Origin of the sequence: Aeromicrobium sp. Leaf289 (assembly GCF_001423335.1) — a bacterium.
Classification (GTDB): Bacteria; Actinomycetota; Actinomycetes; order Propionibacteriales; family Nocardioidaceae; genus Aeromicrobium.
The window spans coordinates 680,302-702,107 of record NZ_LMNK01000001.1; the positions used below are offsets into that span (position 1 = coordinate 680,302).

At 72.4% G+C, this 21,806-nt stretch carries 20 protein-coding genes; 12 read left to right on the plus strand and 8 right to left on the minus strand.

Annotated elements, in window-relative coordinates:
* Window positions 1-27 precede the first annotated feature (27 nt).
* The 5 genes from ASF37_RS03215 (at window position 28) to ASF37_RS03230 (ending at window position 7,127) form a co-directional block, all read left to right on the plus strand.
* Window positions 28-1,089, plus strand: coding sequence for a winged helix DNA-binding domain-containing protein (locus ASF37_RS03215; protein ID WP_056579083.1), 1,062 nt, complete (start codon window positions 28-30; stop codon window positions 1,087-1,089).
* 181 nt (window positions 1,090-1,270) lie between these two features.
* Window positions 1,271-5,053: a multifunctional oxoglutarate decarboxylase/oxoglutarate dehydrogenase thiamine pyrophosphate-binding subunit/dihydrolipoyllysine-residue succinyltransferase subunit gene (locus ASF37_RS03220; protein WP_055966855.1), complete on the plus strand. Its 3,783-nt coding sequence runs from the start codon at window positions 1,271-1,273 to the stop codon at window positions 5,051-5,053.
* A gap of 3 nt (window positions 5,054-5,056) precedes the next feature.
* Entirely contained in the window at window positions 5,057-5,233 is a 177-nt protein-coding gene (locus tag ASF37_RS17430) for a DUF6104 family protein (RefSeq protein WP_156364744.1), read from the plus strand.
* Window positions 5,234-5,269: 36 nt separating this feature from the next.
* Complete coding sequence (locus ASF37_RS03225; protein ID WP_056579085.1) at window positions 5,270-6,001, plus strand: AAA family ATPase; 732 nt, start codon at window positions 5,270-5,272, stop codon at window positions 5,999-6,001.
* Window positions 5,994-7,127: an SLC13 family permease gene (locus ASF37_RS03230; RefSeq protein ID WP_056579086.1), complete on the plus strand. Its 1,134-nt coding sequence runs from the start codon at window positions 5,994-5,996 to the stop codon at window positions 7,125-7,127. The genes ASF37_RS03225 and ASF37_RS03230 overlap by 8 nt, the downstream gene beginning before the upstream one ends.
* A gap of 19 nt (window positions 7,128-7,146) precedes the next feature.
* On the opposite strand, the gene ASF37_RS03235 is transcribed toward ASF37_RS03230, so the two are convergent.
* The 3 genes from ASF37_RS03235 to ASF37_RS03245 form a co-directional block, all read right to left on the minus strand.
* Window positions 7,147-8,115, minus strand: coding sequence for a zinc-binding dehydrogenase (locus ASF37_RS03235; protein WP_056579088.1), 969 nt, complete (start codon window positions 8,113-8,115; stop codon window positions 7,147-7,149).
* Window positions 8,116-8,136: 21 nt separating this feature from the next.
* Entirely contained in the window at window positions 8,137-9,336 is a 1,200-nt protein-coding gene (locus ASF37_RS03240; protein ID WP_055966842.1) for an NADP-dependent malic enzyme, read from the minus strand.
* Between the two features lie 129 nt (window positions 9,337-9,465).
* Entirely contained in the window at window positions 9,466-9,915 is a 450-nt protein-coding gene (locus ASF37_RS03245; RefSeq protein ID WP_056579090.1) for a hypothetical protein, read from the minus strand.
* 197 nt (window positions 9,916-10,112) lie between these two features.
* On the opposite strand from ASF37_RS03245, the gene ASF37_RS03250 reads away from it, so the two are divergent.
* Entirely contained in the window at window positions 10,113-10,364 is a 252-nt protein-coding gene (locus tag ASF37_RS03250) for a WhiB family transcriptional regulator (protein WP_055966837.1), read from the plus strand.
* A gap of 142 nt (window positions 10,365-10,506) precedes the next feature.
* Here ASF37_RS03250 and ASF37_RS03255 read toward each other — a convergent pair whose 3' ends face one another.
* Window positions 10,507-11,940, minus strand: a complete 1,434-nt coding sequence (locus ASF37_RS03255; protein WP_056553870.1) for a sensor histidine kinase — start codon at window positions 11,938-11,940, stop codon at window positions 10,507-10,509.
* 77 nt (window positions 11,941-12,017) lie between these two features.
* On the opposite strand from ASF37_RS03255, the gene ASF37_RS03260 reads away from it, so the two are divergent.
* The 6 genes from ASF37_RS03260 to ASF37_RS17705 all read left to right on the plus strand — a co-directional run bounded on the left by ASF37_RS03260 (window position 12,018) and on the right by ASF37_RS17705 (window position 18,922).
* A complete protein-coding gene (locus ASF37_RS03260; protein ID WP_055968505.1) occupies window positions 12,018-12,962 on the plus strand; it encodes a DUF2785 domain-containing protein in 945 nt (314 codons plus the stop codon).
* Between the two features lie 10 nt (window positions 12,963-12,972).
* A complete protein-coding gene (locus ASF37_RS03265; protein WP_082506381.1) occupies window positions 12,973-14,769 on the plus strand; it encodes an acetolactate synthase in 1,797 nt (598 codons plus the stop codon).
* Window positions 14,770-14,829: 60 nt separating this feature from the next.
* Window positions 14,830-16,566 (plus strand): ABC transporter ATP-binding protein, encoded by a 1,737-nt coding sequence (locus tag ASF37_RS03270; protein ID WP_056579092.1) that lies wholly within the window; start codon window positions 14,830-14,832, stop codon window positions 16,564-16,566.
* A complete protein-coding gene (locus ASF37_RS03275; RefSeq protein WP_056579094.1) occupies window positions 16,563-18,380 on the plus strand; it encodes an ABC transporter ATP-binding protein in 1,818 nt (605 codons plus the stop codon). The genes ASF37_RS03270 and ASF37_RS03275 overlap by 4 nt, the downstream gene beginning before the upstream one ends.
* Before the next feature lie 14 nt (window positions 18,381-18,394).
* Window positions 18,395-18,745 (plus strand): thioesterase family protein, encoded by a 351-nt coding sequence (locus ASF37_RS03280; RefSeq protein WP_235499145.1) that lies wholly within the window; start codon window positions 18,395-18,397, stop codon window positions 18,743-18,745.
* A gap of 102 nt (window positions 18,746-18,847) precedes the next feature.
* Window positions 18,848-18,922 (plus strand): 50S ribosomal protein bL37, encoded by a 75-nt coding sequence (locus ASF37_RS17705; protein WP_369797015.1) that lies wholly within the window; start codon window positions 18,848-18,850, stop codon window positions 18,920-18,922.
* A gap of 102 nt (window positions 18,923-19,024) precedes the next feature.
* Here ASF37_RS17705 and rsrA read toward each other — a convergent pair whose 3' ends face one another.
* The 4 genes from rsrA to ASF37_RS03300 all read right to left on the minus strand — a co-directional run bounded on the left by rsrA (window position 19,025) and on the right by ASF37_RS03300 (window position 21,800).
* Window positions 19,025-19,312: a mycothiol system anti-sigma-R factor gene (rsrA, locus tag ASF37_RS03285; RefSeq protein WP_055966818.1), complete on the minus strand. Its 288-nt coding sequence runs from the start codon at window positions 19,310-19,312 to the stop codon at window positions 19,025-19,027.
* Window positions 19,309-20,028, minus strand: coding sequence for a sigma-70 family RNA polymerase sigma factor (locus tag ASF37_RS03290; RefSeq protein ID WP_235497726.1), 720 nt, complete (start codon window positions 20,026-20,028; stop codon window positions 19,309-19,311). Before ASF37_RS03290 ends, rsrA begins: the two co-directional genes overlap by 4 nt.
* 180 nt (window positions 20,029-20,208) lie before the next feature.
* Window positions 20,209-20,940: an SOS response-associated peptidase gene (locus ASF37_RS03295; RefSeq protein WP_055966815.1), complete on the minus strand. Its 732-nt coding sequence runs from the start codon at window positions 20,938-20,940 to the stop codon at window positions 20,209-20,211.
* 209 nt (window positions 20,941-21,149) lie between these two features.
* Window positions 21,150-21,800, minus strand: a complete 651-nt coding sequence (locus tag ASF37_RS03300; RefSeq protein WP_056579096.1) for a hypothetical protein — start codon at window positions 21,798-21,800, stop codon at window positions 21,150-21,152.
* Between the last annotated feature and the right edge of the window lie 6 nt (window positions 21,801-21,806).

Consider the following 21,806-nt stretch of genomic DNA (forward strand, 5'->3'; position numbering starts at 1 on the left):
GTCCGCGCCCGGTGTCACGATGGCCTCGTGCGCCAGTCCCTCGCTCCCTACCGCCTGCGGTCGCAACGACTCGTGGGACCCGGCCTGCCCGATCCCGTCGCGGTCGTGCGTCACCTCGGCGCCGTGCAGTCGCAGGAGCACACCACGGCGCCGTGGAGCATCGGGCGGCGGTGCGGCGCCACGCTGACCCAGGTGCTGGACGCCCTCGACGTCGGCCGGGTCGTGCGGACCCACGCCCTGCGCACGACCTGGCACCACGTGCACCTCGACGACCTCCCGCTCGTCGTGGCGGCCGCGGGCGACCGCGTGATGGCCCAGGTCGTCCCGCACGTCCGTCGTCAGGGTGTCGACGAGGCGACCCTCGTGGCCTCGAGCGAGGTGGTCTCCGCCGCGGTCCGGGACACGCCGGGGTGCACCCGCGACGTCATCGCCGACCGCCTCGCCGCCGCGGGTCTGCCCGCCCGGGGCGACGTCCTGGCCCACGTCGTGATGGCGGCGGAGCTGCGGGGGGAGATCGCGGGTCGGCGCGACCCCGGCACCCAGCACCGCTACCACCCCGTCGTCCTCACCCCGTCCCCCCTCGACGCCCAGGCAGCCCGGGCGTGGCTGGCCGCCACCTACGTGCGCGGACACGGGCCGGCCGGTGCCGCCGACCTCGCCTGGTGGTCCAGCCTCACGCTCACGCAGGCGCGGCGCGCCCTCGTCGACGCGGGCCTGCACGAGGTGCAGGTCGCGGGTCGCTCGCTGTGGACCGACGTCGATGCCGGCGCCCTCGAGTCCGAGCGCGTCGACGTCCCGCCGGTGCTGCTGCTCGCGAACTTCGACGAGCTGATCTCCCACGCGCGCGACGGCGACCTGCGGGCCGAGGTGGGTCCCCGCTACGACGACGTCCTGGGTGGGGTCGGGATCCTGGTCCTCGACGGTCGCCTCGCCGGGAGCTGGAACCGCTCGGTGAGCGCGGGTCGGCTCGAGGTCACGGTGCGGACCGACGCGTCGCTGTCGCCGCGACACCGCTCGGCCCTCGACGAGGAGGCGCAGGCCCTCGCCACCTTCCACGGGCTCGCCGAGGCCCGCGTCGCGGCGTCCTGAGCCTGCGCCGAGCACCGTCTCGAGGCTCGCGAAACGCTGCGCCGTCGACGTCGCCGTGGCACGGTGAGAGCACGGCTCCGCGGTGGTCGAACCGGGCGTTCGGCGTCGGACCCTCCGCGCTACCCTGGAGCCGCACCGTGTCCAGTGCGCAGGGAACCAACCGGAAGAGGCGATCGAGGCCGTGGCCGAGTCCTCACATGACCCGTCAACCCCCGATTTCGGGACGAACCAGTGGCTCGTCGAGGAGATGTTCGACCAGTACCGGGCCGACCCCTCCTCCGTCGACCAGACCTGGGTGACGTTCTTCGAGGAGGGCGACGGAGCAGCGCTGGCCGCGAGCAACGGCAGCGCCCCGTCGGCCAACGGCAGCACGGCCACGAAGTCTCCCGCCGCGAAGGCCGAGCCGGCCCCGAAGGCGCAGCCCGCCGCCGAGAAGCCCGAGCCGGCCCCCAAGGCGCAGCCCGCTGCCAAGAAGGCCGAGCCCGCCGCGGAGAAGCCTGAGCCCGCCAAGAGCGCCGAGCCGGCGAAGAAGGCACAGCCCGCCGCCAGGAAGGCCGAGCCGAAGGCTGCGGCGTCCGCGGCGCCCACCCCGTCCGGTCCGGGCGAGGTGCAGCGCGTCCCGCTCAAGGGTGCGCCCGCGCGCACCGCGGCCAACATGGACGCGAGCCTCGAGGTCCCTACCGCCACGAGCGTGCGGGCCGTCCCCGTCAAGCTGCTCTTCGACAACCGCGTCGTGATCAACAACCACCTGGCGCGTGCCCGCGGCGGCAAGGTCTCGTTCACCCACCTCATCGGCTACGCCGTGGTCAAGGCCATCGCGTCCATGCCGGAGATGAACACCGGCTACGACGTCGACGAGAAGGGCAAGCCGGTCCAGCTCAAGCCCGAGCACGTCAACTTCGGCCTGGCGATCGACACCAAGAACGCCAAGGGCGAGCGTCAGCTGCTCGTGCCGTCGATCAAGGCCGCGGAGACCATGACCTTCGCGCAGTTCTGGCAGGCCTACGAGGCCATGGTCAAGAAGGCGCGCGACGGCAAGCTCGAGGTCTCCGACTTCCTCGGCACCACCGTCAGCCTCACCAACCCCGGCGGCATCGGCACCAACCACTCCGTCCCCCGGCTCATGAAGGGCCAGGGCGTCATCGTCGGCGTCGGCTCCATGGACTACCCGCCGGAGTTCCAGGGCGCGTCCGAGCACACGATCGCCAACCTGGCCGTCAGCAAGATGATGACGCTCACGTCCACCTACGACCACCGCGTCATCCAGGGCGCGCAGTCCGGTGAGTTCCTGCGCCGTCTCCACCAGATGCTGCTGGGCGAGGAGGGCTTCTACGACGAGATCTTCCGCGCGCTGCGCATCCCGTACGAGCCCATCCGCTGGGCCCAGGACATCGCCGTCAGCCACGACGACGAGGTGCACCGCCAGGCGCGCGTGCTCGAGCTCATCCACGCGTTCCGCGTGCGCGGCCACCTCATGGCCGACACCAACCCGCTGGAGTACCGCCAGCGCAGCCACCCGGACCTCGACACCGCGTCGCACGGCCTCACGTTGTGGGACCTCGACCGCGAGTTCGCCACCGGCTCCTTCGCGAGCGGCAGCGGCAAGCGGTTCATGAAGCTGCGCGAGATCCTCGGCGTGCTGCGCGACTCCTACTGCCGCTCCATCGGCCTGGAGTACATGCACATCCAGGACCCGGGCGAGCGCCAGTGGCTCCAGGACCGCATCGAGGTCGGGCACACCAAGCCTCCGCGCGAGGAGCAGCTGCGCATCCTGCTCAAGCTCAACCAGGCCGAGGCCTTCGAGACGTTCCTGCAGACGAAGTTCGTCGGGCAGAAGCGCTTCAGCCTCGAGGGTGGCGAGACCACGATCCCGCTGCTCGACGAGATCTGCGAGGAGGCAGCCGGCGACGGCCTCGAGGAGGTCTGCATCGGCATGGCCCACCGCGGTCGCCTCAACGTCCTCGTGAACATCGCGGGCAAGAGCCCCGGCACCGTCTTCCGCGAGTTCGAGGGCAACATCGACCCGCGCACCGTGCAGGGCTCCGGCGACGTCAAGTACCACCTGGGCGTCGAGGGTGAGTTCCGCTCCGAGCACGGCGACACGATCAAGGTCTCCGTCGCGGCCAACCCGTCGCACCTCGAGGTCGTCGACCCCGTGCTGGAGGGCATCACGCGCGCCAAGCAGGACCGCCTGAACCGTGGCGCCGAGTTCCCGGTGCTGCCGGTGCTCGTGCACGGCGACGCCGCGTTCGCCGGCCAGGGCGTCGTGGCCGAGACGCTCAACCTCTCGCAGCTGCGCGGCTACCGCACCGGCGGCACGATCCACCTGATCGTCAACAACCAGGTCGGCTTCACCACCAGCCCGTCGTCGTCGCGGTCCTCCACGTACTGCACCGACGTCGCCCGCATGGTGCAGGCGCCGATCTTCCACGTCAACGGCGACGACCCGGAGGCGTGCATCCGCGTCGCCGACCTCGCCTACGAGTACCGCAAGACGTTCAACAAGGACGTCGTGATCGACCTCGTCTGCTACCGCCGTCGCGGTCACAACGAGGGCGACGACCCCTCGTTCACCCAGCCGCTGATGTACGACACGATCAACGCCAAGAAGTCGGTGCGCAAGCTCTACACCGAGGCGCTGGTCGGTCGTGGCGACATCACGATCGAGGAGGCCGAGGCGGCCCTGGCCGACTACCAGTCGCAGCTGGAGCGCAACTTCGCCGACGTCAAGGAGGCGTCCTCGGGCGAGCTGGAGTACACGCGGACCCCCGACTACCCCGAGAAGCCCGAGCAGGCGGGTGCGCTCGAGACCGCGATCACGCCGGAGACCATGAAGGCCATCTCGTCGGCCTACACGTCGGTCCCCGACGGCTTCACGGTGCACCCGAAGGTGCTGCCCCAGCTCCAGCGACGCGCGCAGTCCATCGAGACCGGCCCGATCGACTGGGGCACCGGCGAGATCCTCGCCATGGGCTCGCTGCTGCTCGACGGACGCCCCGTGCGCCTCGCCGGCCAGGACTCGCGCCGCGGCACCTTCTCGTCACGCTTCGCCACGATCATCGACCGCAACGACGCGAGCGAGTGGACCCCGCTGGCCCACGTCGGCGACGAGCAGGCGACGTTCTACATCTACGACTCGCTGCTCAGCGAGTACGCCGCGCTCGGCTTCGAGTACGGCTACTCGGTGGCCCGCCCCGAGGCGCTCACCATGTGGGAGGCGCAGTTCGGCGACTTCGTCAACGGCGCGCAGTCCGTCATCGACGAGTACATCTCCTCGGGCGAGACGAAGTGGGGCCAGAAGTCCGGTGTCGTGCTGCTGCTGCCGCACGGCTACGAGGGCCAGGGCCCCGACCACTCGTCGGCACGCATCGAGCGCTTCCTGCAGCTCGCCGCGAACGACGAGATGACGATCGCCCAGCCGTCCACGTCGGCGTCGTACTTCCACCTGCTGCGCCGTCACACGCTCGAGGGCCAGCACCGCCCGCTCATCGTGTTCACGCCCAAGCAGCTGCTGCGCCGCAAGTCCGCGGCCTCGCAGCCGGACGAGTTCACGTCGGGCCAGTGGCGCCCGGTCATCGGCGACGACGCGGTCGACGCCGAGAACGTCGACACCGTGCTGCTGTGCTCGGGCCGGATCTCGCACGACCTGTTCGAGGAGCGCGCCAAGCGCGAGGGCGACAACCCGACCACGGCGATCGTGCGGCTCGAGCAGCTGTACCCGCGTCCGGTGGAGCAGATCAAGTCCGAGCTCGCCCGGTTCAGCGGCCTCAAGGCCGTGCGCTGGGTGCAGGACGAGCCGGCCAACCAGGGCCCGTGGCCCGACGCGGCGCTGCACTACCCCGAGGCCGTCGCGTCCGGCTCGCTCACGGTCGTCTCGCGTCCGGCGTCGTCCACGACGGCGGTCGGCTCGAAGGCGCGGCACGACGTCGAGCAGCGCGAGCTCATGGACGCCGCGTTCGCCTGACCCGTGTACTTCACCGATCGAGGCATCGAGGAGCTGGCGGCCCGCCGCGGCGAGGAGGACGTGTCCTTCGCGTGGCTGGCCGACCGGCTCGTCGAGTTCGTCGACCAGCACCCCGACTTCGAGGTGCCGGTCGAGCGGCTGGCGACCTGGCTGGCCCGCCTCGACGACGACGAGGACTGAGCGCGACGTGTCGGTGCAGGCTGCCAGACTGAACCAGTGAGGTTCGACCAGCCACCCGTGGTGCGCGTGAAGCCGGAGCGTCACGGCGACGGTCCTCCCCTCGAGCCCTGGCTCCTCGACGTCCCCGCGGTGCAGCAGGTGCTGCGCGACGGGCTCGACCTCGCGCCCGGCGTCACGTTCCTCGTGGGCGAGAACGGGGCCGGCAAGTCCACGCTCGTCGAGGCCGTCGCCATGGCCTACGGCTTGTCCCCCGAGGGCGGGAGCACGCAGGGCTGGCACCGCACCCGACCGAGCGAGTCCGCGCTGCACAACGAGCTGACGCTCCAGCGCGGCGTCGGCACCGGCAGCTGGGGGTTCTTCCTGCGCGCCGAGACCATGCACGGCTGGTACACGTACCAGGAGGGCGTGGGCGGACACGACCTGCACGCGATGAGCCACGGCGAGTCGTTCCTCGAGGTGCTGCGCCGGCGCTTCGACTCCCCCGGCTTCTACTGCCTCGACGAGCCCGAGGCCGCGTTGTCGTTCTCCTCCAGCCTCACGCTGCTGCGCACCCTCCACGACATCGCCGAGGGCGGGGGCCAGGTGCTGTGCGCGACCCACTCGCCGATCGTCGCCTCGCTGCCCGGCGCCCGGGTGCTCGAGGTCGGTCCGTGGGGACTGCGCGAGACCACGTGGGACGACCTCGACCTGGTGCACCACTGGCGCGCCTACCTCGCCGCGCCCGGGCGATACCTGCGCCACGTCCTGGCCGACGACGACGATGAGTGAGTCGCCGGCGACCTCGCGCACGCGGCGGCTGCTGACCGCCAACCCGTTCCTCACCGCGACGGCCGCCCTCGCGCTGCTCACGTGCGTGCTCGTCCCGCCGAGCCGGGAGTACCTGGACTACCCGGAGTACCGCACCCTGGTCTGCCTGTGGTGCTTCCTCACCGTCATCGGTGCCCTCGACCGCACCCACCTGGTCACGGCCGCGGCCCAGGGCGTGGTCGCCGTCCTGCGTACCCGACGCGCGCTGGTCCTCGGACTGGTGCTGCTCACGATGGTCGCCTCTATGCTGATCACGAACGACATGGCACTGCTGACCCTCCTGCCGCTCAGCCAGCTGGCCCTGCGCGCCACCGGCGACGATCGTCACCTGGCCTACGTGTTCGTCCTGCAGACGGTCGCCGCGAACCTCGGTGGGATGATCACGCCGTTCGGCAGCCCGCAGAACCTCTTCCTCTACCAGTACTTCCACCTGTCCGTCGGCGAGCTGGTCGGCGTGATGGTCTGGCCGTTCGTGGTGTCCCTGGTCCTCGTGGTGATCGCCTGCCTGCTGGTGCCGAACGCCCCGATCTCCCCGGTCACCGACCGCACGTCGGTCCGCTGGCGCCCCGCCACCGTGCACCTCGTCCTCTTCGTCGTGGCGGTCGCGATCGTCGTCCGGGCACTCCCCGTCTGGGCGGGCGTCGTCGTGGTGGCGGTCGTCGCGGTCCTCGACGCACGGGCTCTGCGCTCGGTCGACTACGGACTGCTGGCCACGTTCGTGCTGTTCTTCGTCTTCGCCGGCAACCTCGAACGGGTGCCCCAGGCCAGCGGCTTCCTGCAGGACCTGCTCCAGGAGCACGTTCTGCTCTGGGGCGTGGCCGGCAGCCAGCTCGTCTCCAACGTCCCCACGGCGCTGCTGTTCGCACCGTTCACCGACGACTGGCGCGCCCTGCTGCTGGGCGTGAACATCGGCGGCGTCGGCACGATCGTGGCGTCGCTGGCGAGCCTGATCACGCTGCGCCGCTACCAGCAGCTCCGGCCCGACGGCACGCGCGCCTTCCTCGGCCTGTTCACCGTGGTCAACGCGCTGTTCCTCGTGCTGCTCCTGGGAGCCACGGGCCTGCTGCTCGCCGCCGGGGTGCTCTGAGCCGACCCCGGCGCCACGGTCAGAGCGTCAGGACGATCTTGCCGAACACGTCGCCGTCGACCACGCGCTGCAGCCCCTGGGCCGCGTCCGCCATCGGGATCTCGCTGTCGATGAGCGGCCGGGTGCCGGTCACGTCCATGAACTGGGCCAGGGCGTGCAGCTCGTCGCGCGTCCCCATGGTCGAGCCGTGCACGCGCATCTGCTGGAAGAAGATGCGGGTCAGCTCGGCCGCCTTCGGCGCGTCGCCCGACGTGGCTCCGGAGATGACGATCGTGCCGCCCGGACGCATCGACTTGATCGAGTGCGACCACGTGGCGGCACCGACCGTCTCCATGACCGCGTCGACCTTGGCGGGCAGACGGGCACCGGACTCGAACACCTCGTGCGCACCGATCTCGAGCGCCTTGTCGCGCTTGTCCTCGTCACGGCTGGTGGCGAACACCCGGAACCCGGCCGCGCGGGCCAGCGTGATCACGGCGGTGGCCACGCCTCCGCCGGCACCCTGGACGAGCACGGTGTCGCCCTGCTTGAGACCGGACTGCGTGAACAGCATCCGGTAGGCCGTCAGCCACGCCGTCGGCAGGCACGCGGCCTCGGCGAAGGACAGACCCGCGGGCTTCGGCACCACGTTGCGCGCGGGCACGGCCACCTTCGCGGCGAAGGTGCCCTGGTGGCGCTCGGACAGCAACGACCGCTTGGGGTCGAGCGTCTCGTCGCCCCGCCAGGAGGGGTCGCTGATGACGGCGTGCACAAGGACCTCGTTGCCCTCCTCGTCGAGTCCCGCGGCGTCGCAGCCGAGGATCATCGGCAGCGACTCCTCGCGCAGGCCGACGCCCCGCAGGCTCCACACGTCGTGGTGGTTGATCGACGCGGCCTTGACCGTGACGGTCGTCCAGCCCTCGGGGACATCGGGGTCGGGACGCTCCCCCACCACGAGCCCGTCGAGCGGGTTCTCGGGGTTGATCTGACCTGCGTAGACGGCGAACATGCGACTCCTCGGGTGGACGGATCAGTAGGGACGGCGGGCGAGGCCCTCGCGACGGGCCGTCTCGGTGACCGCTCGGGTCACCACGTCGGCGACGCGCGGGTCGAACGGCGACGGGATCACGTAGGACTCGCTCAGGTCGTCACCGACGAGGTCGGCGATGGCGTGGGCGGCCGCGAGCTTCATGCCCTCGGAGATCGCCGTGGCACGGACGGCCAGGGCGCCCCGGAAGATGCCCGGGAAGACGAGCACGTTGTTGATCTGGTTCGGGAAGTCCGACCGCCCCGTCGCCACGACCCGGGCGTGCCGGTGGGCGACGTCGGGGTGGACCTCGGGGTTGGGGTTCGCCATCGCGAACACGATGGCGTCCGGCGCCATCCGGGCGACGTCCTCCTCGGGGACCGTGCCGCCCGAGACGCCGATGAACACGTCGGCCTTCTCGAGCGCGTCGCCCACCGTGCCGGGGCGGGCCCAGTCGGCCGTCTGCTCGGCCAGCATCTGCTTGACGCTGTTCAGGTCGTCGCGGCCCGGGTGGATGACACCCTGGCGGTCGACGACGCTGATCCGGTGCACCCCGGCCGACCGCAGGATCTGCGTGATGGCCACACCCGCGGCTCCCGCACCGGAGATGACGACCTTCACGTCCTGCATGTCCCGGTCGGTGAGGCGGACCGCGTTGATGAGCGCGGCCAGGGTCACGACCGCGGTGCCGTGCTGGTCGTCGTGGAAGACCGGGATGTCCAGCTGCTCGATCAGGCGACGCTCGATCTCGAAGCATCGCGGGCTCGAGATGTCCTCGAGGTTGATGCCGCCGAACGTCGGGGCCAGGCGCACGACCGTCTCGACGATCTCGTCGACGTCGGTGGTCGCCAGCGCCACGGGGATCGCGTCGACGCCGCCGAACTGCTTGAAGAGCACGGCCTTGCCCTCCATGACGGGCATGGACGCCGCCGGCCCGATGTCACCGAGCCCGAGCACCGCCGTGCCGTCGGTGACCACGGCCACCGTGTTCGAGACCCAGGTGTAGTCGTGGGCCATGTCGGGGTCGGCCGCGATCGCCTCGCACACCCGGGCGACGCCGGGCGTGTAGGACAACGACAGGTCGTCGGCGTCGCGCAGCGGCACGGTCGACGCCACCTGCATCTTGCCGCCGCGGTGCAGCGCGAAGACCGGGTCGTCGGGATCGAACGCCTCGAACGGCGTGCTGGTGTCGGGGGCGACCATGGCGGTTGTCTTCTCTTTCGAAGGGGGCAGGATCTCGCGGAACGAGCGTCGACGCGGCCCGCGACCGGTAGGTGCACGGCGGGCCCGCGGACGCGGGGAGACGGCAGGTGATGCCCGCCGACGAGTCTCTCACACGGGGTCGTGGCCTCCGAGAGCCTGGGTGACCGGTGGGGACACGAGGCAGCCGAGCGCGACCAGGGCGCCGACGGCCATGGTCGGGGTGATCCACGCCGCGTCCCCCCGGAAGTTGAAGGAGAGCACGAGGCACAGCAGTTGGGAGAAGACCAGGAAGCCCCGCGGCCAGGTCTGCCCGGCCAGGATCCGCACCACCGCGACCAGGAGGAGCGCGCCGAAGGCCCCCAGGAACCCGGCCGTGCTCACGCCCAGACCGACCCGGTCGGCCTCGACGGACCGCAGCTCGAGCGCGGCGATCGTCAGCAGGCCGAGCGCCTGCGCGGACACGACGGCACCGGCCACGGCCAGCAGCGTCCTGGCCCTGCCGCGCGGCGCGGCGGAGGGCTGGCCGGGCGAGGACGCCGACGGCTCGTCCGCAGGTGAGGGATCGGGGTTCGAGGTCACGGCACCAGGGTAGGTCCGGCACCCCGGTCCAGCCCGCGAGGCAACTGGTATGACCTGTGTGACTGACCCGACACGGACCCGCCGCGCAATCCCTTGTGCCCAGAGGATTTTGTTGAAACGATGAAGTGAACGCGCACGCCGGTCTCGCCGGCTTTTTTTCGTGCGTTCGCACTCACACAAGGGAAGGAGCTGTCGTCATGGACTGGCGCCACCACAGCGCATGTCTCGATGAAGACCCCGAGCTCTTCTTCCCCATCGGCAACACCGGCCCCGCGATCCTGCAGATCGAGGAGGCGAAGGTCGTCTGTCGCCGCTGCGACGTCCGTGAGCAGTGCCTGCAGTGGGCACTGGAGTCCGGTCAGGACCACGGCGTCTGGGGAGGCATGAGCGAGGACGAGCGTCGTGCCCTCAAGCGTCGCAACGCGAGGGCACGCATCCGCACCGCCTGAAGTCGTTCCACGCAGCACGCGTCCGAACCCCGTACCCGCGTCGGGTACGGGGTTCTCGGCGTCCGGGCCCCTGGCCTGGTTCCCGGGGCCGACGCGGGACGGTCCGGCCCATCCCTGTCCGCCCGTCGCCCGTGGCCGTCGGTCAGAGCGAGATGCTGATGGTCACCGTGGCGCCGCGGCCAGGCCGTGTCTCGAAGCCCAGCGTGCCGCCCAGCTCGGACTCGACCAGCGTCGACACGATCGACAGGCCGAGGCTGCGCGTCGGGTCGAAGTCGGCCGGCAGACCGGTCCCGTCGTCACTCACCCGCATCCGCACCCGTTCCCGGATCCGGTTGACCGCCACCGTCACCCGACCCGCGCCGCCCGGGAAGGCGTGCTCCGCCGCGTTCTGCACCAGCTCGGTCAGCACCATCGCCAACGGGGTCGCGACCTCCGCCGGCAGCAGGCCGAAGCTCCCGATGCGCTCCGCCCGGACCTGGGGCCCGCCGACGTCGAGCACCGAGCGCAGCAGACGGTCGGCGATGTCGTCGAAGGCCACCGTCTCCTCGAAGCCCTGGCTCAGCGTCTCGTGCACCAACGCGATCGACCCCACCCGGCGGACGGCCTCGTCGAGCGCCGCCCGCGCCTCGGGCACGTCCATGCGTCGGGCCTGCAGGCGCAGCAGCGCCGCGACCGTCTGGAGGTTGTTCTTCACCCGGTGGTGGATCTCGCGGATCGTCGCCTCCTTGGAGACGAGCTGCTTCTCCCGCAGCCGCAGCTCGGTGACGTCGCGCAGCAGGACCACGGCGCCGTCACGACCGGTCCCGGGCGCGGTCAACGGGATCACGCGGAGGAGGAGCGTGGCCTCCGCGCCCGAGACCTCGGCCTCGGCCGGCGACGATCCCCCCAGGGCCGCGGCGGTGCTCAGGTCCGTGGGCGTGCGCCCCACGCACGCTGCCGTGACCTCCGCCAGGTCCGCACCCTGGAGGGCCCCCGTCAGACCGAGCCGACGGTACGCCGAGTGCGCGTTGGGGCTCGCGTACTGCACCGTGCCGTCCGCCGTCGTGCGGATGAACCCGTCGCCCACCCGCCACGCGTCGGCCAGCTCCGACCGGGCCCCGGGCGTCGGGAACTCCCCCCGCCCGATCATCGAGACGACGGTGTCGGCCGCGGCCCGGTAGGTGACCTCCAGCTGGCTCGTGGCCCGCGCGTCACCGCCGCTGCGCAGCGCCAGGACCGCGATCGTGCGCTCCTCGCGCCGGACCGGGACCACGCGCACGTGCACACCGTCGGCCACCGCGGCGTCGTCGTCGTCCTGCGCGCCCTCCCCGGCCAGCACCCGCGCCGCGGCCGGCGACCGCTCCCCCGGCACGAACGTCCCCGTGACGTCCTCCAGGAGCGTCGTCGCCACCGTCGTGGGACGGATCTGGGCCACCGCCCACAGACCCTTGGACTCCGCGTCCGGCACCCACAGCACGAGGTCGCCGAAGGAGAGGTCGGCCAGGATCTGCCAGTCCGCCACGAGAGCCTGGATCCACGCGACGTCGTCCGGACCCAGGGTCGTCTGCGACCGGATGATGTCGTCGAGGGTCGGCACGCGCCCAGCCTATCGACGGCAGCGGGCCGACCGTCCCTTCCGCCGGTCGCTCCAGGACGTCTGGCACGATGAACGAGATGTCCGAGGCCTACTGGCAGTCCGTCATGAAGACCGGCATGCAGGTGCCGCTCGACCGCTCCCTGGACGAGTCCACGGTGGAGCTCGTCGAGATGCTCGGTCACCCCAATCCGCGGCTGCGTGAGGACCTCGCCTACCCGCTCCTCACGACCTGGATCGCCAACGGCGTGTACGACGGCCTGCTCGCCGGCCTGGGCGACGGGGTCGCGCCCGGGCTGCGGTACGGCCTCGGCCACGACGGCGACGTCTCCGTCATCCGCCGGTCCTACAGCGCCCTCATGCTCGCCGAGATCATCGGGCGGGACAACGACGAGCACCTGCTCCCCGCCACGACCGTCCTCGGGTGGGGCGACCTCGCCACCAGCTGGTACGTGCGCGAGCTCGACCACCGCGGCTGGATCCCCGAGCAGGGGTGGGCCCACGCGGTCGCCCACGGCGCCGACCTGCTGGCGGCCCTCGCCCGTTCCCGCCACTTCGGCCGTCTCGAGCTGACCGTCCTGCTCGACGTCATCGCCGACCGCGTGCTGACCCCCACCGCCTACGGCTGGCGCCACGGCGAGGACGACCGGCTCGCCTACGCCGTCATGACCCTCCTGCACCGCAACGCGCTCGACCCCGGCATCGTCGAGCCGTGGCTCGCCCGGCTCGGCGCCGGCATCAAGGCACCACGGACCCGCGGCCACCTCGACGACGAGTGGCCCTCCCCGACGGCCAAGAACGCGTCGTCGTTCCTGCGCGCCCTCCACCTCCAGCTGGCCCTCGGCGTGCAGGGACGCGCCGACCTGCGCGGCGACGCCGAGCTGTTCGCCGAGCAGCCGGCCCATCGGGCCGACCTCCTGCTGGCCGTGCTCGACCAGATCCGCGGCGAGAGCCCCTGGCTCTACCGACCCACCACCCGGGCCCGGCCCGTCGACGGCCCGGCGGGCGACACCCCCGTGCAGTAGCGTGCGCCGCATGTCACAGAACGACGGCACCGCAGGGACCCCCACCGAGACCGGGAACGACCAGAGCGCCGACGAGGTGCGCTCCGCGCCCAGCGCCGACGAGGTGCGCTCCGCGCCCAGCGCCGACGAGGTGCGCTCCGCGCCCAGCGCCGACGAGGTGCGCTCCGCGCACGGGGGCGTGCACGCGCTCGAGGTCGCCCGCGCCCACGGCGTCCAGGCCATGTTCACCCTCTCCGGCGCCCACGTGTTCCCGATGTACGACGCCGCGGTCACCGCCGACGACCCGATGCCCATCATCGACGTCCGGCACGAGCCCACCGCCGTGTTCGCCGCCGAGGCCGTCGGCAAGCTCACCCGCACCCCGGGCCTGGCCGTCCTCACGGCTGGACCCGGGGTCACCAACGGCGTCAGCCCGGTCGCCCAGGCCCACTTCGCCGGCTCGCCCCTGGTCGTGATCGGCGGTCGTGCACCGGAGGCCCGCTGGGGGATGGGCACCCTCCAGGAGCTGGACCACCCGCCGATCTTCGAGACGGTCTCCACCTGGGCCTCCACCGCCCGGACCGTCGGCGACATCGCCCCCACCGTCCACGAGGCCTTCACCCGCGCCGGGTCCTCGCACCGCGGCCCCACCTTCGTGGACGTGCCCATGGACGAGTTCTTCAACTCCGGCCCCGTCACGGCACAGCCAGGACTCCAGCGGGCCCGGATCGAGCCGGACCCCGACGACCTCGCCCGCGCCGGTCGCCTCCTGCAGGAGGCGCGTCGCCCGGTCCTCGTGCTCGGCACCGACGTCTGGGCCGACGGTGCCGAGGAGGCCGCTCAGCGCTTCGCCGCCGAGACCGGCATCCCCGTCATCGCCAACGGCATGGGTCGCGGCATCCTGCCCGGCGGGCACGGCCAGCTCGTCACGAAGGCCCGGTCGGCGGCCTTCAGCGGCGCCGACCTCGTGGTCGTCGCCGGGACCCCGCTCGACTTCCGCCTCGGCTACGGCGTGTTCGGTGGCAAGGACGGCGCCACCCCGGCGCGCGTGGTCCACCTCGCCGACTCCCCCGCCCAGCTGTCCACGCACGCCACGCTCGCCGCCTCCGCCTCGGGCGACCTCACCGTCGTCCTCGACGGCATCCTCTCGGCCCTGCAGTCCGCCCCCGGTGCGCGCCCGGACTGGACGCCGTGGCTGACCGAGCTGCAGGACGTCGTGGCCGCTGCCGCCGCACGCGACGTCGACCTCCTCGGCTCGCAGAGCGACCCCATCCACCCCGCGCGCATCTACGGCGAGCTGCTCCCCCGCCTGGCCGACGACGCCGTGGTCATCGGCGACGGCGGTGACTTCGTGTCCTTCGCCGGGAAGTTCGTGGAGCCGCAGCGCCCCGGTGGCTGGCTCGACCCAGGGCCGTACGGGTGCCTCGGCGCGGGCATGGGTGCGGCCATGGCCGCCCGCATCACGCGGCCCTCCAGCCAGGTCGTCGTGCTGTTCGGCGACGGCGCTGCCGGCATGTCGCTCATGGACGTCGACACCCTCGTCCGTCACGACCTGCCGGTCGTCATGGTCGTGGGCAACAACTCCGCCTGGGGGCTGGAGAAGAGCCCCATGCAGATGCTCTACGGCTACGACGTCGCCGCGGACCTCGCTCCGAACACGCGCTACGACCAGGTCGTCACGGCGCTCGGCGGTGGCGGCGAGATGGTCACCGACCCCGCCGAGATCGGTCCGGCGATCGACCGGGCGTTCGCGTCGGGCGTGCCCTACCTCGTCAACGTCATGACCGACGTGTCGGCGCAGTACCCCCGCACCACCCACGGCGTCTGAGGTCGGCGCGGGACCCGACCGGACCGCCGCGTCCCGCGCGGGTGAGGGTAGCCTCACCTCGTGGCGAGCACGAGGACGCAGGTCGAGGCCCCTGGGACGGGTCCGGACGACCGCACCCCGCCCGACGGGGCCGGCGCACTGCTGCGTCGGAGCGTGCGACGCCAGGCCCGCCGGCTCGTTCCCGGCTACTCCCTGCTCGTCGTCTGGCAGCTCTGCGAGACCCTCGTGCCGGTCGTCATCGGCCTGGTCGTCGACCAGGCCGTGGACGGCGGCACCCTGGGTGACCTGGCCTGGACGCTCGGCGTCCTGGTGGCCCTCTTCCTCGTCCTGAGCAACGGCTACCGCTACGGCGCCCGGTTCATCGTGCGCGGCATCCAGACCGAGGCGCACCTGCTGCGCGGGGAGGTCTCCGCCCACGTGCTGCACCCGCGCGGAGCGCGCACCGACCGGCTCGCCGGCGAGACGCTCTCGATCGCGACGTCGGACGCCGAGCTCGTCCCCTCCGTGCTGCACCAGCTCGGCTACGCGCTCGCGTCGCTCGTCGCCGTCGTCGCGACGGCCGTCTACGTCCTGTCCGTCGACGTCGTGCTCGGTCTGGTGATCCTGCTCGGCGTGCCCGGCGTCCTGCTGGTCATCCAGGCGCTCGCCCCCCTCGTGGCCAGGCGCACCCGCCGCCAGCAGGAGAGCACCGCGTCCGCCTCGGGCGTGGCCGCCGACGTGCTGACGGGACTGCGCCCGCTCAAGGGCATCGGCGGTGAGGACGTCGCTCTCGGCCGGTACCGGTCCGCCAGCCGGCAGGCGAGCAGCGACACCATCGCCGTCGCGCGCTCCTGGGGCTACCTGGCCGGACTCACCACCGCACTCAGCGGGATCCTGCTGGCCGTCGTCGCGGTCGTGGCCGGCGAGCGCGCCCTCGACGGCACCATCGGTCTCGGTCAGCTCATCGCGCTCGTGGGCCTGACCCAGTTCCTCGCGGAGCCGATCCGCGGCCTGGGCGACGTGAGCGCGCAGTTCGCGGCGTCGCGCGCCTCGGCCGGACGCATCGTGGAGTTCCTGAACACCCCCCGTGTGCTCGCCCCCGGCGGTCGCGGACCGTCCGAGGACCGTCCCGGCCTCGTGCTCGAGTCGGCCGTCGTGGGACCCCTGCGGGGGGTGGACCTGCGGACCTCGGCCGACGAGCTGGTCGCCGTGAGCATCGACGACCCCGCCGTCTCCGACACGCTCATGGCCGTGCTCACGGGCGAGGTCACGCTCACGTCGGGCCGGGCGCGACTCGGCGACGTCGACCTGCACGAGCTGTCCGTCGAGGGTCGACGCTTGCACCTGCTCGTCGCCTCGCACCACTCCGGCGTCTTCGAGGGGACGCTGCGCAGCACGGTCGACCCCGGCGGCGAACGCACCGACGCGGACCTCGCGCCCGCCCTGGCTGCGTCGGCGGCCGACGACGTCGTCCGCCTGCACCCCGACGGACTCGACCGCGCCGTGCGTGCCGCCGGCTCGAGCCTGTCCGGCGGTCAGCGGCAGCGCCTCACCCTGGCCCGGGCCCTCGCGACGGACCGTCCGGTCCTCGTGCTGCAGGACCCGACGAGCGCGGTGGATGCCGTGACCGAGCAGAACATCGCCCGCGGCGTGCGCCGGCTGCGTCGAGGACGCACCACCCTCGTCATCACCTCCAGTCCCGCGCTGCTCCAGCACGCCGACCGCGTCGTGGTGGTGCGCGACGGACGCGTCGTGGCCGAGGGCACCCACGCCGACCTCGTGCGCGATCCCACCTACCGAGCGGCGGTGGACCGATGAGCACGGACGAGGCGACGAACGTCCACCTGCTGCCGGTCGCCGACGCACGAAGCACGACGGCCGTCGCGTGGCGACTCGTGCGCGCCCGTCGGGCGAGCCTGGCGCTGACGATCGCCTCGTTCCTGCTCACCGGCTTCGCCGGGGTCGTGCCCGTGCTGATGATCGGCCGGATCGTCGACGCCGTGCGCGAGGACGGGACCCTGCGCGAGATCGTCGTCGCCGCCACGGTGATGGTGCTCGCCGGTCTCGTCGCCGGACTGTTCTCGACGCTGTCGTCCGCGGCGCTGGCGCAGGCCGTGGCGCCGGCCTTGGCCGAGCTGCGCGAGGACGTGCTGGACCGTGCCCTGCACCTGGAGTCACAGCGGATCGAGCAGGCAGGCATCGGCGACGTGCTGAGCCGTGTGGGTGACGACGTCCGCAAGCTCACCGAGGCGCTCGACGAGGCCATCCCCCTCCTGCTCGGCTCGCTGTCCGCCATCGGCTTCACGGTCGGCGGACTGTTCACGCTCGACTGGCGCCTCGGCCTGGCCGGTCTCGCCGCCGCGCCCTGCTACGTGCTCGCGCTCCGCTGGTACCTGCCCCGCTCGATCCCCTACTACCGCGCCGAGCGAACCGCCGAGGGTGCGCGGGCCGAGGCGCTCATCACCGGGGTGCGCGACGCCGCGACGCTGCGGGCGTTCGGCGTGGAGCGCATCGCGCTCGAGCGGATCGAGCGCCGCTCCGCCGCCGCCGTCGAGATCACCATCGACGTGTTCAGGCTCTTCACCCGCTTCGGCGCCCGGATGAACGGGTCGGAGTGCGTGGGCCTGGTCCTGGTGCTGGGCACCGGGTACCTCCTCGTGTCGAGCGGTGCCGCGAGCGTCGGCGACGCCACCGCCGCTGCGCTGTTCTTCCATCGCCTGTTCAACCCCATCGGGGCGGTGCTGTTCGTCTTCGACGCCGTGCAGGCGAGCGGAGCGGCGCTGGCGCGGCTGGCCGGCGTCGTCCTCATCGCGCCGCGCGACCACGCCCCCGTGGACGTCGGCCCCGACCCGACGTTGCGGCTCACGGGTGTGCACCACGCCTACGAGGAGGGCCGTCCGGTGCTCGCACCGATCGACCTGGAGGTGCGCCCCGGGGAGCGCGTGTCCGTCGTCGGGGCCACCGGCGCCGGGAAGACCACTCTCGGGGGGATCGCCGCCGGGACCCTCTCCCCGAGCGGCGGCAGCGTCCGACTCGGCGCCCTCGACATCACCACCGCCGCCGAGACCGTCGTGCGCCGGCACGTGGCGCTCGTCTCGCAGGAGGTCCACGTCTTCGCCGGCACGCTGCGCGACAACCTCGTCCTGGCCGACCCGCACGCAGACGACGACACGCTCTGGGCGGCGCTCACCGCCACCGAGGCAGCGGCCTGGGCACGGACGCTCCCCCACGGCCTGGACACCGTGGTGGGCGACCTCGGCCACCCCCTCACCCCGGCCCAGGCCCAGCAGCTCGCCCTCACCCGGGTGCTGCTGCTCGACCCGCAGGTGGTCGTGCTCGACGAGGCCACGGCGGAGGCAGGGTCGTCCGGGGCCCGTGAGCTCGAGCAGGCCGGCGAGGCCGTCACCCGCGGACGCGCCGCGCTCGTCATCGCCCACCGGTTGAGCCAGGCCCGCACGTCCGACCGGGTGATCGTGATGGAGCACGGCGCTGTGGTCGAGGAGGGGCCCCACGACGACCTCGTGCGGGCCGGCGGGCGCTACGCGGCCCTCTGGTCGGCGTGGTCGGACGCAGGAACCGGGGACGTCGGGCAGGCTGGGTGGTCCCCCGCCCGTGACCTGGAGGACCGATGACCCGCAGTGCATCCGTGACCCACACCGTCGGCGACGCCGACACGGCCGCCGCCCTCGGCAGCGGTGACCTGCCGGTGCTGGCGACGCCGCGCGTCCTGGCCTGGCTGGAGGCAGCGACGTGCGCGGCCCTGGACCTCGACGACGGCCGCACGAGCGTGGGCACGAGGGTCGAGGTCGAGCACATCGCCGCCAGCCCCGTGGGGGCGACGATCACCGCCACGGCCGACCTGGTGCACGAGGACGGCCGACTCCTGCGCTTCCGGGTCGCCGCCCACGACGGGCACGGGACGCTCGTGGCGCACGGCGAGGTCCGTCGCGTCGTCGTGGACCGCGCGCGCTTCCTGGAACGAGTGCCCCGACCCTGAGCGACCCTGACCCGTCGCCCTCGGTCCCGGGCCGCGGACCACGTTCGCAGGCGAGCGGGACGATGTGGGACGATGGACGCTGAACGTCTGAGGAGGACCATCATGGGCAAGACCGGCCGCAAGCGCCGCGCGCGTCGCAAGAAGGGCGCGAACCACGGCAAGCGCCCCAACGCGTGACCTGACGCTCCTCGCGGAGCGCACAGACGATCGAAGCCCCCGTCCGGTGACCGGACGGGGGCTTCGACGTCGCCGGGACCGACGCCGCGGTCGGTGGACCGGTCAGGTCTGGCGGTACTCGGAGATCTGCACCTGCACGGTGCGGATCGAGAACAGCACCTTGTCGCGCAGCGGCTCGGGCGCGACCTCGCTGCACGAGCGCGACACCAGCGACTTCACGAGCCGCTCGAGGTCGTACTCGGTGAGGCACTCGCTGCAGTCGTCGATGTGGGCCTGGATCTCCGCGCAGCTGGCGCTGTCGATCTCGCGGTCGAGGAACAGGTAGAGGCTCTCGAGTGCGGTCTCGCAGTCAGGGCCGTCGCAGCCGTCGGCGGTGAGGTCGTCGCTCATGAGTCGCTCACCCCGCTCACGGCCATGCCGCGGTCGCGGGCGTAGTCGGCCAGCAGCTCACGCAGCTGACGGCGTCCGCGATGCAGACGGGACATGACGGTGCCGATGGGCGTGCCCATGATCTCGGCGATCTCCTTGTAGGGGAACCCCTCGACGTCGGCCAGGTAGACCGCGTAGCGGAAGTCCTCCGGCAGCGCCTGCAGCGCATCCTTGACGTCGCTGTCGGGCAGCCGCTCCAGCGCCTCCATCTCGGCCGACTTGAGGCCCGAGGACGAGTGCGCCTCGGCGGCGGCGATCTGCCAGTCCTCGATCTCGTCGGTGACCTGCTGCGGCTGACGCTGCTTCTTGCGGTACGAGTTGATGTAGGTGTTGGTGAGGATCCGGTAGAGCCAGGCCTTCAGGTTGGTGCCGGGCTTGTACTGGTGGAAGGCGCTGAACGCCTTGGCGTACGTCTCCTGCACCAGGTCCTCGGCGTCCTGGGGGCTGCGCGTCATGCGCAGACCAGCGGAGTAGAGCTGGTTCAGGAACGGCAGGGCCTCGGCCTCGAAGCGAGCCTGTCGCTGCTCCGGCGTCTCCGTGGCGACGTCGACGTCGCTGTAGTCGATGGCGACGGCTCCGTCGTGGCTGCCGTCCTCGACGGTCGAGGTGGCGTCGACGGACCCGGCGTCGGACGCGTCCGACGTGGGCGGGGGGGTGGTCTCGGGGGTGTTCGTCATCGTGCTCCAGCCTACTCCCGACGTACGACGTCCGTCGTCCGAGCGGGGGCCGCGAGCGACCGGACCCGTGGTGGTGGGGCTGGCGAGGGTGCGTTCAGGGCACGCGAGCATGTCGACCTCCTTCGTGAGGTGGAACGACGTGGCCGTGGGCTGTATTCCGAACCGTGCGCCGCGCAGGGCCTACTCGGCGGGAAGGGGCTCGACGAGCTCGGGGCCGTTGTTGCGGACGTTGTTGACCTGGGTCGTGACGGGCCAGGCGTCGAGACGTCCCGGCGTGGCCGGCACCAGCAGGTCGAGCAGCTCGGCCGCCGGCCGCTCCACCGGGCTCAGCCACGTGTCGCGGACCTCCGGCGCCACCAGGAGCGGTGCGCGGTCGTGGAGCATGCCGTCGCCGCCCTCGGCGCTCGTGGTGAGGATGGTGAACGTCACGAGCCACGGCTCCTCCGCCGAGGACCGCCAGAACTCGTAGAGCCCGGCCAGGCCCAGCACCTCGCGGCGGCCGTCCTGCTCGCCGGAGGTGATGTAGAACGGCTGCTTGGGCGCCTTCGGGCCGTGGCCCGCGTACCACTCGTAGTAGCCGTCGGCCGGGACGATGGCACGCCGCCGCGCGAAGGCACGCCGGAACGACGGCTTCTCGGCCACGGTCTCGGACCGGGCGTTGATCATCCGGCTGCCGATGGAGCGGTCCTTGGCCCAGCTCGGCACGAGACCCCAGGTGGCCGCCAGGAGCTCACGCCGCGGTGGCGCCGACTCCTCGGCGTCGTCCCGCGCCCGGCCGATCACCACCGGCGCCTGCTTGGTGGGTGCCACGTTCCAGTCGGGCGGCGGCAGCTCCGCACCGTCGGCCAGACGGGCCGCGAAGGCGTCGTCGAGGTCGCTCGAGGTCCGGGTGGTCGCATACCTGCCGCACATGGGGCCAGCCTTCCACGCCGCACCGACGGTGCGGTGGGACCGGGATCGATCGAGCCTCCCGGCCCCCGTTCTGCGTTGTGACACGCGTTCTGGACAGTTGCGGGTCACGTGGAGCCCGATCCATGCCCCGGAGGTGTCCGAAACGGAGTGACGGCCCGGCACCCCCGCCGGGCCCGACGCAGCCCTGGTGCGTCGGGTCCGGACGGGTGTCAACGCGCCAGGGCCTGCAGGAGGCCCGGCAGGTCCCCGGCCGTGGGCGGAAGCTCCTCCACCCACAGCCGGGGCGCACTCCCGCCGTCCGGCGTGCGCCCGAGAAGCACACCGACCAGCGCGAGGGTCGTGGCGTGGGCGCGCTCGCGCGCCGTCAGCACCACGAAGCGGCTCGACCCGACCCGGGCCACGGTCTCGTCGCCCGGGAAGACCGATCGCAGGACCTGCCCGACCTCGACGGCCCGCAACGAGGCCTCCAGGGGCGAGCGTCGTCGGTCGTCGGACGGCTCGACCACGACGAGGACGTGACCGTCGCCGGCGCGCTGCTCCTCGACAGCGGCGGCGCGGTACACGTCCCCCAACCTGCTGTGCAGGTGGGGCACCGTCGACAGCGACGTCAACGGGTCCTCGCACCCTGCGTCGTGCACGCGCCCGAGTGCGCGCTCCGCCCAGGCGAGGCACGCAGCCCGCACCGACGCGTGTCGGGGGGCTCCGTCGAAGGCACGCTCCACGAGATCGATGACCTCGTGGAGCGGGGACCCGTCCGCCGCTGCACTCGCTCCCACCACGTGTGCAACGGCGTCGACGTCGGCCCGACCGTCGCGAACGGCCTCGACCAGCGACGTCGCTGCGTGCTGGGTGTCGTCCATGACGGT

What these genes read in the sequence shown, in the direction of transcription:
- ASF37_RS03260 (WP_055968505.1), top strand. Translation starts at nt 12,018, where the DNA reads ATGTCCGAGGCCTACTGGCAGTCCGTCATGAAGACCGGCATGCAGGTG.
- ASF37_RS03290 (WP_235497726.1), bottom strand. Translation starts at nt 20,028, where the DNA reads ATGACGAACACCCCCGAGACCACCCCCCCGCCCACGTCGGACGCGTCC.
- ASF37_RS03235 (WP_056579088.1), bottom strand. Translation starts at nt 8,115, where the DNA reads ATGTTCGCCGTCTACGCAGGTCAGATCAACCCCGAGAACCCGCTCGAC.
- ASF37_RS03240 (WP_055966842.1), bottom strand. Translation starts at nt 9,336, where the DNA reads ATGGTCGCCCCCGACACCAGCACGCCGTTCGAGGCGTTCGATCCCGAC.
- ASF37_RS03295 (WP_055966815.1), bottom strand. Translation starts at nt 20,940, where the DNA reads ATGTGCGGCAGGTATGCGACCACCCGGACCTCGAGCGACCTCGACGAC.
- ASF37_RS03275 (WP_056579094.1), top strand. Translation starts at nt 16,563, where the DNA reads ATGAGCACGGACGAGGCGACGAACGTCCACCTGCTGCCGGTCGCCGAC.
- ASF37_RS03265 (WP_082506381.1), top strand. Translation starts at nt 12,973, where the DNA reads ATGTCACAGAACGACGGCACCGCAGGGACCCCCACCGAGACCGGGAAC.
- ASF37_RS03250 (WP_055966837.1), top strand. Translation starts at nt 10,113, where the DNA reads ATGGACTGGCGCCACCACAGCGCATGTCTCGATGAAGACCCCGAGCTC.
- ASF37_RS03230 (WP_056579086.1), top strand. Translation starts at nt 5,994, where the DNA reads ATGAGTGAGTCGCCGGCGACCTCGCGCACGCGGCGGCTGCTGACCGCC.
- ASF37_RS03300 (WP_056579096.1), bottom strand. Translation starts at nt 21,800, where the DNA reads ATGGACGACACCCAGCACGCAGCGACGTCGCTGGTCGAGGCCGTTCGC.
- rsrA (WP_055966818.1), bottom strand. Translation starts at nt 19,312, where the DNA reads ATGAGCGACGACCTCACCGCCGACGGCTGCGACGGCCCTGACTGCGAG.